Below are 10,253 nucleotides of genomic sequence, written 5' to 3'. Positions count from 1 at the left end.
ATAAATGGGCACAAGCCAAAGCGATCCGTAAGCAAACCCATTGCTCCATTGAAGACCTCTTCCGCTCCCATCAAATATGATCATTGTTATTTTGTTTGGCTATATGTTCCAGCATGTGGCGGGAGTTCGGCTTGGCCGATGATTGCCGTAGCCAGGCTAGCCAAGTCGTCTTGCCGTTGTCGCGGCGCTTCAACAGCTCATCGAGGTGATGCCGGTGCCCATTCGACAGTGGCTCGGACAGAGCGTCGTAGATTCGCCGATTGGCGCGGGTGGTGGCCTCGGCACTGGCGCGCTCGATGGCGTTGAGTGCGGGCAGTACGATCGACTGCCGCCGCAGATGCTCGATCAAAGCGCTGGCCAGCACGATGCCCTTGTCGGTTTGCATGGCCAGCTCGGTCAGCGTGTGGACGGCCTGCCGGTAGTGGCTCATGGTGAACGGCTGGAAGCCAAACACCGTTTGCAGTTCGACCCGGTGCTCGCGCCGGGTCTGTTCCCGCTGCCCGTAGTCGTTCCAGCTTTCGACCGGCACTTTGAGCTGTGACGCCACGATGCGCAGCAAGGGTGGAAATGGCGGCTCATCAGCGTCCAAGATGACGCCGGGGAATCGCAAGTAGCAAAGCTGAACAGCGAAGCCCAGCCGATTCGCAGGCCCGCGCCGCTGACGAATCACCGATAGGTCGGTTTCGCTGAACGTACCGGATCAGATCGTCTTTGGCATCGGGCAATGCCAACAGGCTTTCGCGCTCGGTGGCGGACAGAATGGAACGACGCGGCATGCTCAGGACTCGCGCAGGTACTGGTACAAGGTTTCACGGCTGATGCCGAAATCTCTGGCAATCAGCGCCTTTTGCTCACCCGCCGCGACGCGCCGTTTCAGTTTGGCAATCTGCTCATCGTTCAGTGACTTCTTGCGGCCCCGGTACGCACCCCGCTGCCGTGCGAGCGCGATCCCTTCACGCTGCCGCTCGCGGATCAAGGCCCGCTCGAACTCGGCAAACGCACCCATCACCGACAGCATCAAATTCGCCATTGGCGAGTCCTCGCCGGTGAAGGCCAGGCTTTCCTTGACGAATTCGACGCGCACACCGCGCTTGGTCAGGCCCTGCACGATGCGACGCAAGTCATCTAGGTTGCGTGCCAGGCGATCCATGCTGTGTACCACCAAAGTGTCACTTTCGCGCACGAAGGCGAGGAGCCTTTCCAACTCGGGGCGCTGGGTGTCCTTGCCGGATGCCGTGTCGGTGAACACCCGCGCCACCTGAACCCCTTCCAATTGCCGTTCCGGGTTCTGGTCGAAGCTGCTGACGCGAACGTAGCCGATGCGTTGACCGTACAAAGTGCCTCCAAGAGGTAATGTGTCAGGGTGAAATTTATTACTCTTGACTAATTGTGTCAATAAATTTAATATTCGACTCTATTCTGACGCTATTGAAGTCTCATCCCTGACGTTGCGTTAGGGTATAGCCAAATCTGACACAACAAGGGGAGGATGTGACACCCACCACCATCGAACTGATCGGCGCAGCACTGTTTGCTGTTGCCATCCTGCACACGTTCGCCACCAAGTTCTTCGAGCACCTGGCGCATACGAAACCGACGCATGCCGGGGTGTGGCACCTGCTGGGTGAAGTGGAAGTGGTGTTCGGCTTTTGGGCCTTGGTGCTGGTCGTGGCGATGTTTGCCACCGATGGCGCAAAAGTGGCGACGCAGTACATCGACTCGCGCAACTTCACCGAGCCGATGTTCGTCTTTGCCATCATGGTCATCGCGGGCACCCGCCCGATTTTGCAAACGGCTATGGCCAGTGTGTGCCTCATCGCCCGCGTGATGCCCTTGCCGGCCAGCATGGGGTTCTATTTCACCGTGCTGTCGCTGGTGCCCTTGCTGGGGTCGTTCATCACCGAGCCTGCGGCCATGACGTTGGCTGCCCTGATCCTGGCCGACAGCTTCTTCGGGAAGGGCATTTCCTCTCGCTTGAAGTACGCCACGCTGGGCGTGCTGTTCGTCAATGTCTCCATCGGCGGCACGTTGACGCCGTTTGCCGCGCCGCCTGTGCTAATGGTCGCCGGGAAATGGAACTGGGACATCGCCTTCATGATGTCGGCGTTCGGCTGGAAAGCAGCCATCGCAGTCGTTGTGAACGCTCTAGGCGCTACGCTGCTATTGCGCAAGGAGCTGGGCCAACTGTCACCGGCAGACAGCGGCGTCGGTGATCGGGTGCCTCGTGTTTTGGTCTTGGTGCATCTGGCGTTCCTCGCGGGTGTCGTGGTCTTCGCCCATCATCCGGCGATGTTCATGGGCCTGTTCCTGTTTTTCCTCGGCGTGGCCCATGCCTACCAACGTCACCAGGATCGTCTGATCCTGCGCGAAGGGCTATTGGTCGCCTTCTTCCTGGCCGGGCTGGTGGTGTTGGGTGGTCACCAGCAATGGTGGCTGCAACCTGTGCTGATGAGCATGAGCAGCGATCAGGTGTTCTTCGGAGCGGCCATCCTGACGGCTTTTACCGACAACGCAGCCTTGACCTACCTTGGATCGCTCGTCGAAGGGCTATCCGATGGTTTCAAGTACGCCCTGGTCGCCGGTGCCGTAACAGGTGGTGGGCTGACCATCATCGCCAACGCGCCAAATCCGGCAGGCATCGCCATCTTGCGGGGTCACTTCGATGATGAGGCGGTGCATCCGCTAGGACTGCTGTTGGCGGCGTTGCCGCCGACGATCATTGCGGCATTGGCATTCCGATTCCTCTGAACATGGCACGTTTTGGCCCAGTACCTGGGCTTAACGTGCTTTATTTTCCGTTTTCTGAAGCGTCCCCTAGTGCCCCATTTTTCATTCGGGGTGAGAAAGCGGTTTAGCTCGTGCGCGTGTCTGGACGTGAGCACGAATCGCAAGAAGCCCTCATGCCTCGAACCATCCATTCTCCTCTGGCAACGCCGAATACTTCACATCGTCACCTGCTCAGCGACAAAGGGCCGATGGGGGCTGAGGCGTTGGGCCTTCACCCCGTAGGCGGCTTGAAAAGCCGCACTGCCCACGCGACGCGGTGTCCATTTGATCTCGAAAGCTTGCAACCCGTGTTCACCCTTCACCACCAGATCCACCTCCGCCTGTGTACGCGAGCGCCAGAAGAATAGCTCGATGGGCGACCCCAACAAGACATTGCGCTTGGCGATCTCCGCAACGACCCAATTTTCCCACAGCGCGCCGATATCGGGACGGATCTCGTCGGCGGCGAAGGTGTTGAGCAGCGCATTGCGGATACCGGTATCCCAGAAAAACACCTTGTGGCTTTTAGAGATTTCCTTGCGCGGGTTGGTGCTAAAGGCGGGCAACCGAAAAATCACGAAGGTGCGTTCGAGCAGGTCAAGATAGCGCTCGACGGTCGGCCGGCCCATCTGAAGCTGGGTCGCCAGTTCGTTGATAGAAACTTCACTGCCTGCCTGATGGGCGAGTAATTGAAGCAATCGACGGATCAGGTCTGGGGTTTTCACTAACCCCGTTTGCAGGATGTCCTTCCATAAATAATCGGAACTCAGCTCACGCAGCAGGCGGCGCGGGTCGGCGGATAACACCACCTCAGGATAACTGCCAAACGCCAGGCGCTGGAGTAAGAACGCCCGCAGCGGTACGGCGAACGATGCGCACACGGTGGGTTCGCTCCAATCCAGCGCGCCCCAGGCTTGAGAACGCACCGCCTCGGCAAACAACAGCGGGGGTAACACCAATTTAGCGTTGCGCCCGGTCAGACTTTCCGCGCTTTGATCGAGCAGATCCAGCGAGGACGAGCCTAGAAGCAGCAGGCGAACCGGTAGCTTGGCATCGTACCAACCTTTGACGATACGGGCCGTCTCCGGCAAGCGCTGGGCCTCATCCAGCACCAATACCTCCGGCGCGCCCAGCAAGCGCAGACCGTCGGCGGGCGCTAGCGAAGCCGCCGCCAAAAAGTGGGCCTTATCGATGTCCACGTCAAAGTTGAGAAATCGAGCGTTCTCACCGCGCAACACCTGTTCAACGAGCGTGGTCTTGCCGACTTGCCGTGCGCCGAGCAGGAGAGCCACCTTGCCACTCGCCAGCGCTTGGCGTAAATCCGCCTCAGCTTGTCTTTTGATATACATAAATTCATTATGACCGAACATTTTGTATAGAACAATGACCTTATTCGCGGGTGCCTGCCGGCCAGCGGCTGGTTTTTGCTTCGCCAAAGTCCACCCAGCAACGTGGACTTCGATGTGGCTATCGGAAACGTGGGCGGCAGTATGAATCGCCCCGAGTTTATCGGGGGATCCATCCTCTCAAAGGTTGGAGCCTCCGGGTCGTGATCAGGATTGTCGGATAGGCTCTTAATCCACCGTCTCGGCGGCTTGGGCAAAAATACCGAGATTGCCCGTCCAAGGGGGCCGGTTTAACATCAAGCTTTATCTTGATGATATTTGACAGAGAGCAGCCGATCATGAATGCCGTCCGCCAGAAATTTTCCAGCCAGGCCGATCCGCGCCTGCTTGGCGAACTGCGGGCCATCGCCCGCGAGGAAGGCCGCCAGTTCCAGGCCGTGCTGGAGCAGGCGCTGCGCGAGTTTGTCGAGCGCAAGCGCGACGCCACGCCACGCGCCGAGGTCATGGCGCGCTTCCAGGCGAGTGTGGAGAAAAACCACCGATTGGGCGAACTCCTCGCCCAATGAGCCATGATTTTCCCACCCTGTCCGAAGTCGTCGCCATGCACGCACGGCTGATCGAGGTGTTCGGGGGTACCTCGGGGCTGCGTGACCCCGGCGCCCTGGAGGCCGCCCTGATGCGGCCCCAGCTCGGCTATTACCGAGACCTCGTCGAAGAGGCGGCAGCGCTGATGGAGAGCCTGGCCAACAACCATCCATTCCTGGACGGCAACAAACGGGTGGCCTTCTTCGTGACCGACACGTTTTTGCGGATGAACGGCTATGGCATCGCGTGCGATAGCGAAACCGCGTATGCCTTTTTCATGCGGCTGTTCGAAACCCGCGCGTTCCGCTACGACCGGCTGGAACCGTGGCTGCGGGAGCATGTCCGGGCCGAGTGACCGCCCGCAGGGCCAGTGGGATGTGGTTACGTTGCGCATGGGCGGCGTGGATCTGACTGAGCATACTCGGCGCCACAGTATTGTTTGATTCCCCGATGATCGGTTTCAATGCTCCAGGCATAACCGGTGAAACGGATGCGGGTGAGGGCGGTCATCTTCAGGTCATTGGTGGCCCAGTAGTCCCTGTCGCGGTCTGGGGTGACCATCAGAAACCAGCGGATCAGCCCATAGCCCCAGGGCTTTCAAGGTGAAGGGGTAAGGCGGCGCTGAGTCACGCTGTTATTAGGAGACTACGCTGGACCCTATCCCTTTTTTGATGACGATGGCCGTCTGATGGATTGATGGCATCATGGCGTAAGGTTATTGGACGCCGTGCCGCCGCGTGATCTGCGGTGGATAAAGGATTTTCTGACGACCACAAGGATAAAAAATGGCTGATATGCAAAATTTTTCTGTGCTGGAGAGGCTGCGCGACGGCACGCAGGTGACGGTGCGTGCCGTCTGCCCGGACGACAAGGACAAAATCGTTGCCGCGTTCCACGCCCTAGGGCCGGAAACTGTTTACGCGCGCTTTTTTCAGCATAAATCTGGCTTGACGGCCGAGGAGCTGCGCCATGCGACCGAACCCGATTTCGAGAACGATGTGGCGCTGGTGACGACGCTTGGTCAGGACGAGCGGGAAACGATCATCGGTGGGGGGCGCTATAGCGCATTCGACGAGGCCAACGGCCGACGCAGCGCGGAAATCGCCTTCACGGTCGAGGAAGACGACCAAGGTCAGGGCATCGCCAGCCATCTGTTGCGGCATTTGACGCGCATCGGCCGCGAGCGGGGAGTCACCCACTTCCGGGCTGATGTCTTGGCCGATAACGGCGCCATGCTCGCCGTATTCGAGCGCTCCGGTTTGCCGATGTCCGTAAGTCGGGATACCGACGTGATTCATGTCATGCTGGATTTGAAAACCGAGTGAATGCAGCGTTATTCTGTGTGCCGGATCGTCTCTCGGATTAGTGTGGACACATTGATGTCTTTACCCGATTTCTCTCCACCGTCCCCGCCAACGCCGCCAACGCCGCCGACGCCGCCCGGTGAGCGAGAGTGCTGCGGACGCTATTGCGAGTATTGCGTCTGGGTTTACTACCATGCGGCGCAACGCCGTCATGAAACGGCGATGGCCGAATGGCTGCATCGCTACGGGGGTTTGGTGGGTTCTAATGACATGGACGCGGGCGAGCTACGGAGGCAGGATACAGCCAAGGTAGCCAAACCCCAACCAGTGGCAGAAGCGAGGCGTCCATGTCATTAGAACCCTCAACAGCGCGGCCAATTTACCCACCAATTCCATGATGTCCATGCCCGTTTTCCGATTCGTCTTTTTCCTGGAAGCCAACCCGCCGGTCCGTCAGAGATCAGAGTGTTCATCGATCAGAGAAGAATGGGGACGCCACCACCCGAAACCCGCCGCCGCCGCGGTAGCCGGGACCGCGGTCGCCGCGGACTTCGCAATAATTTTATTTAAAATTAAATACTTATAAATAAAACAGCGTAACTTCTATCAGATCTCACTCAAACCATTCACGTTGGCTTGCAGTGAAGCGGTTCGGCGTCCGCCTGACTCTTGTGTGACGTGGCGCCGAGTTTTCCAAATCCAGCCGAACTTGAACCAGAAAGTGCTGAAATTAGAAGCCGACACGTTCGACCGAAGGGGTCGGCCCCGCGCCTGGAGGGGGGAAACCCTGGTAAAATAAAGGACGTCAAGCCCTCTTACGGTGACTCGACCCAGTTTTCCGTCTTGAGACCAGGATATCTCGCGAAGTCTTTCAGATTGTTGGTGATCAGAACCACGTCCAGCGAAACCGCGTGCGCCGCGATGAGCTTGTCCAGATTCTTGCGGCGGTCGCGCGTCGCTTGCCGGATCGGGCCGTAAGCGCAGCCCGCCGCACGGTCGAAGGGCGCGACCGGAAGATCCTCCACCAAGGCGACCAAGTGCTGCCGCTCCTTTTCGGGGTCGTTGGCCGCCGAGACCCCGTACTCCAGTTCGGCGTAGGTCACCGCCGAGATCACCACGTCGCCGACATAGCATTCGGCGAACCGCCGGGCGACGGAAGCGGGTTAGTTTTTCATGAGGTAGATGCACATATTAGTATCGAGCATGTATCTCGGCATTATCCATCCTCGCGTTCGGCCTGCTCGTGATCGCCGCGTCCTTCCGCCATAACCTCTGACGAGAATCGTGAGAACTTACTTAATACGCCGGCTAAAGACCGGCGCGCGGGTCGAATCCGTAGTTCAGCCCCGACCCGCTCGATTTCCAGTTCGATGTCGATCCGTTCGAACGCGAGTTCAGCGGGAATCCGAACCGCCTGTGAGTTTCCATTTTTAAACGCTTTGGTCGTCAGCATCGAAAACTCTCCCAGAGGGGGAAAGTTTTATGTTAGCACGCTGCTTATCCTCCATGAATACAGGGATGTACATCAGGCGTTTGCCCGATGATTCCTGCCCCTGCGGCAAAGTGAGCAATCGGACTGGCCCGGTCGGCCGCCTGACTGACCGTTTCGGCGTTTTCCAACGTTTGGCCCGCACAGAGGCAGCCGCTCGCTTCTAGCTCATTTCGTTCTGAGGTTCCATCAATCCTGCCAGTAGACGGCGCCCCTAGACCGGCTGTGCCAGCGATTTTGCAATTCAAGATTATGGACGGAATCTTGAATTATAGGGATTAAGATGCGTAAAAATACGTGTTACGTAATATTTAAAAAAAACAGAAAGGCCGAAGTTCCGGTGGTTTTATCCTGGCACTACCCTCGCCATAGACGAGTGTGTACCTGTATCGCTCGGTCGCCCAAGAAAGACCCGGATAAGGCTGTGATGCCTTTCTGTCGCCCCTCAGGCGTTGATGAGGGCGTAGGCCTCGCGGGTGCCTAGAGCGGAAAGCGGTTGCAGGGGCTGATCAATTCTATTCCCTTGCGGTCTGATTGCACCTGAGATCAGGCTATTTCCTACCAAGCGTCGCTCTCCAAAAATTAACGCAACGGAACCAACAGCGTCGCCCCGCCCAGATACAGCACCGAGGCAAACGCGACATGCGTGCCGAAGGTCATGCGCTTCGCCCTCGGCTAAACCTCACCGCACACGGTGCGGGCGTCGTGAATCACCCGGTCGCTCAGGAAAAACCCCGCTTCTTGGCGCAACTGTTCCAATAGCGGCCCCACCTGCCCCACCAAGCCGTGCCCTTTGGCCTCGATCAGCACCCCGACCACACCCACCGTTTTCAGGCCGAAACGCTGCGCACTGCGGCGGCCTTCCCGCTCATCCATCAAAACGAACGGCGGCGAACATTCCACAGCCAAGGCGATGGTTTCCGCCTCGCCCGAATCAAGCCGTTCCCGCAGCGCCGTCACCAGCGGCCGGTTTTGCACTGTCCGCCGCTCGATCCAGCTTGCCGCTGCCACTTCAACCCGGCCCGGCCAAGTGCGGCCCTCGGCGTTCAATTCTTCCCAGACCGCCTCAGCGATCAGCAGCCGACCATACAGCCGCTGGAGCAAATCGAACTGACCGATGGCAGCCAGGTTAGTCAGCGGTGAGGTATTGCAGATCGGTACCGTCACGGCAGGCGGCCCAACGCGCGTAGTGTCGTCAAATCATCCTGCAAGTCGGTTTCATCGTAGTGGGTTTCGATGCGCCGGGTCGCCAGCCACTGCCGGAACTCCCACAGGCTCAAGCCCGCCAGTTCCCGCGCCTTGCCCAGCGACAGCCGATGTTGCGCGTAGAGCGTTAGCGCCAGTTCGCGGCGCAGTTCGTGGGCGTTCATTTGGGCGGCGTCCAAGACGGTTTGGGGAATTTCGAGGGTCGCTGTGGCGGCGTCAGGCATGTTGAGCACTCCAGATAGATGTTATCGGCCCCTCCACCAATCAGGGCTTTTCCAGCACAATCCAGCCATCCGGCAGTACCTGGCGGGTCGGGATCAGGGTGCGGTCCTCGCCAATCAGCACCCCAAACAGATCACGAGTAAAGGTCTTGTTGCCGAAATACCAGGAATGGCTTGGGATTCCTGGAAAACCGTTCGGCTGGTCTTGCGCGGCGATGCCGGTTCCGGCGTCAGCCAGTTTTTCGTAGTAGGCCGTGCAATCGACATTCACCGCTTTCGGCGGCGCGGCGCCCGGTAGGCCGACTCGGCCGACCCGAGGCGAGATGCCCAACCGCTTGACGTTGGATAAATCCAGCGCCTGGTCATAGCGGCTGGAATAGTTGGTGAGGCGGATGCAATGGCGGTAGAGGGATTCGGTTTCGCTGTCGCCGGTCGCCATGGAGTCCGCTGAGATGTCACCGGCTGCAAACAGCACCTGGCTGACATTCCAACTCATGTTGGCAAGCTGTTTATCGTCGGCGTCGTCGAAGGCTTCCCGAATCACATAAGCGCCGGTGGAATGGCCAAGAACGTGAATGTTGATGGTGCAAGCGGGGGTTTGTTCGGCTGATAGATAGGCGATGCCGTCGGAGACCAGCCGGAAGGCCGTTTCCTTGGCGCGGTGGCGATCCGGCAGATAGGCCAGGGTTTTATCATCACTGGGCCAGTCGAAGGAGACGATGACCCCCTTAAAGCCCAAGGCCAATAAATCCTCCTTCAAGCGGCGATGCCGTTGCATCACGTCATCCACGTTCATGTTGTAGCCGTGGACGATGAAGAGCAGATCGCCGCGTGGTTCGCCCTGGTGGTTTTGCCACGCAGCGGCAGCGCGGACGACTTTATACCAAGCCGCCTGGGTGATCGCGTGGGCGGGTGTGGGCGATTGACCGGCAGGAACGACCAAAAATTTACTGGGGCCAACCTCGGCGACGAAAACACCGCTGCGGACGGCCCGCACTGAGAGTACATAATCCTCCATCGTTCGACTCCTTCTGATTTGGCATGAATGTATTTAAAATTAGGAGATTCCTAACCAAAGATAGATAAAAAGGTTGCAGAAAGGGCCGCGAAGGCGGCGGGGTGATCATGGAGATGATGGTAGAGGCGTAGGGAAAGGTCCACCATTTCTTCGGTTTTAGAGACAACTTTGGTGCGGCGGCGGCGGCGGAAGCGGGCGAGGAAGTGGCGGATGTTGCTGTTATAGGAGTTACGCAGTTGAGGGTAATATGTAAAGTGGGTTAGTCAGATAGGTACGGATGGCGGGGCGGATGATGGCGAGTTTTGCTTCAAACCAACT

Annotated in this window: 11 protein-coding genes and 3 pseudogenes; 5 read left to right on the top strand and 9 right to left on the bottom strand. The window is 58.6% G+C overall.

Annotation, left to right across the window (positions count from 1 at the left end):
* Positions 1-94: 94 nt before the first annotated feature.
* Both BN873_RS19095 and BN873_RS12920 read right to left on the bottom strand, forming a co-directional pair.
* Positions 95-776, bottom strand: a pseudogene (locus BN873_RS19095) (DUF4158 domain-containing protein); the annotation flags it as partial.
* Between the two features lie 2 nt (positions 777-778).
* A complete protein-coding gene (locus BN873_RS12920; protein ID WP_048674324.1) occupies positions 779-1,336 on the bottom strand; it encodes a recombinase family protein in 558 nt (185 codons plus the stop codon).
* 155 nt (positions 1,337-1,491) lie between these two features.
* Between BN873_RS12920 and BN873_RS12915 the strand changes: the two genes are divergently transcribed.
* A complete protein-coding gene (locus tag BN873_RS12915) occupies positions 1,492-2,748 on the top strand; it encodes a putative Na+/H+ antiporter (RefSeq protein ID WP_048674322.1) in 1,257 nt (418 codons plus the stop codon).
* A 194-nt stretch (positions 2,749-2,942) separates the two neighbouring features.
* On the opposite strand, the gene BN873_RS12910 is transcribed toward BN873_RS12915, so the two are convergent.
* A complete protein-coding gene (locus tag BN873_RS12910; RefSeq protein WP_171820477.1) occupies positions 2,943-4,115 on the bottom strand; it encodes an ATP-binding protein in 1,173 nt (390 codons plus the stop codon).
* A gap of 335 nt (positions 4,116-4,450) precedes the next feature.
* On the opposite strand from BN873_RS12910, the gene BN873_RS12905 reads away from it, so the two are divergent.
* Positions 4,451-4,678, top strand: a complete 228-nt coding sequence (locus BN873_RS12905) for a hypothetical protein (RefSeq protein WP_048674318.1) — start codon at positions 4,451-4,453, stop codon at positions 4,676-4,678.
* Positions 4,675-5,052 carry a type II toxin-antitoxin system death-on-curing family toxin gene (locus BN873_RS12900; RefSeq protein WP_048674316.1) on the top strand — a complete coding sequence of 126 codons (378 nt, stop codon included), beginning with the start codon at positions 4,675-4,677 and terminating at the stop codon, positions 5,050-5,052. Before BN873_RS12905 ends, BN873_RS12900 begins: the two co-directional genes overlap by 4 nt.
* Here BN873_RS12900 and BN873_RS21455 read toward each other — a convergent pair.
* Positions 5,045-5,285: pseudogene (locus tag BN873_RS21455) on the bottom strand (IS701 family transposase); the annotation flags it as partial. The gene BN873_RS12900 and the pseudogene BN873_RS21455 overlap by 8 nt on opposite strands.
* 197 nt (positions 5,286-5,482) lie before the next feature.
* Between BN873_RS21455 and BN873_RS12890 the strand changes: the two are divergent.
* Together BN873_RS12890 and BN873_RS19590 are read left to right on the top strand one after the other, a co-directional pair.
* Entirely contained in the window at positions 5,483-6,022 is a 540-nt protein-coding gene (locus tag BN873_RS12890) for a GNAT family N-acetyltransferase (protein WP_048674312.1), read from the top strand.
* Between the two features lie 54 nt (positions 6,023-6,076).
* Positions 6,077-6,358 (top strand): hypothetical protein, encoded by a 282-nt coding sequence (locus tag BN873_RS19590; RefSeq protein ID WP_171820476.1) that lies wholly within the window; start codon positions 6,077-6,079, stop codon positions 6,356-6,358.
* 458 nt (positions 6,359-6,816) lie between these two features.
* Here the strand turns inward: BN873_RS19590 and BN873_RS12885 are convergent.
* The 5 genes and pseudogenes from BN873_RS12885 to BN873_RS12865 all read right to left on the bottom strand — a co-directional run bounded on the left by BN873_RS12885 (position 6,817) and on the right by BN873_RS12865 (position 9,935).
* A pseudogene (locus BN873_RS12885) lies at positions 6,817-7,218 on the bottom strand (PIN domain-containing protein).
* Positions 7,218-7,454 (bottom strand): type II toxin-antitoxin system VapB family antitoxin, encoded by a 237-nt coding sequence (gene vapB, locus BN873_RS12880; protein ID WP_048674311.1) that lies wholly within the window; start codon positions 7,452-7,454, stop codon positions 7,218-7,220. The pseudogene BN873_RS12885 and the gene vapB overlap by 1 nt, the downstream one beginning before the upstream one ends.
* Positions 7,455-8,165: 711 nt before the next feature.
* Entirely contained in the window at positions 8,166-8,657 is a 492-nt protein-coding gene (locus tag BN873_RS12875) for a PIN domain-containing protein (protein WP_048674307.1), read from the bottom strand.
* Entirely contained in the window at positions 8,654-8,920 is a 267-nt protein-coding gene (locus BN873_RS12870) for a UPF0175 family protein (RefSeq protein WP_048674305.1), read from the bottom strand. The genes BN873_RS12875 and BN873_RS12870 overlap by 4 nt, the downstream gene beginning before the upstream one ends.
* A 40-nt stretch (positions 8,921-8,960) precedes the next feature.
* Positions 8,961-9,935 (bottom strand): alpha/beta hydrolase, encoded by a 975-nt coding sequence (locus BN873_RS12865; protein ID WP_048674303.1) that lies wholly within the window; start codon positions 9,933-9,935, stop codon positions 8,961-8,963.
* Positions 9,936-10,253: the final 318 nt, after the last annotated feature.

It is taken from the genome of Candidatus Competibacter denitrificans Run_A_D11, from assembly GCF_001051235.1.
In the GTDB taxonomy this organism is placed as follows: Bacteria; Pseudomonadota; Gammaproteobacteria; order Competibacterales; family Competibacteraceae; genus Competibacter_A; species Competibacter_A denitrificans.
Note: the sequence above shows the minus strand (reverse complement) of the source record. Positions and strands in the feature narration are given on the sequence as shown.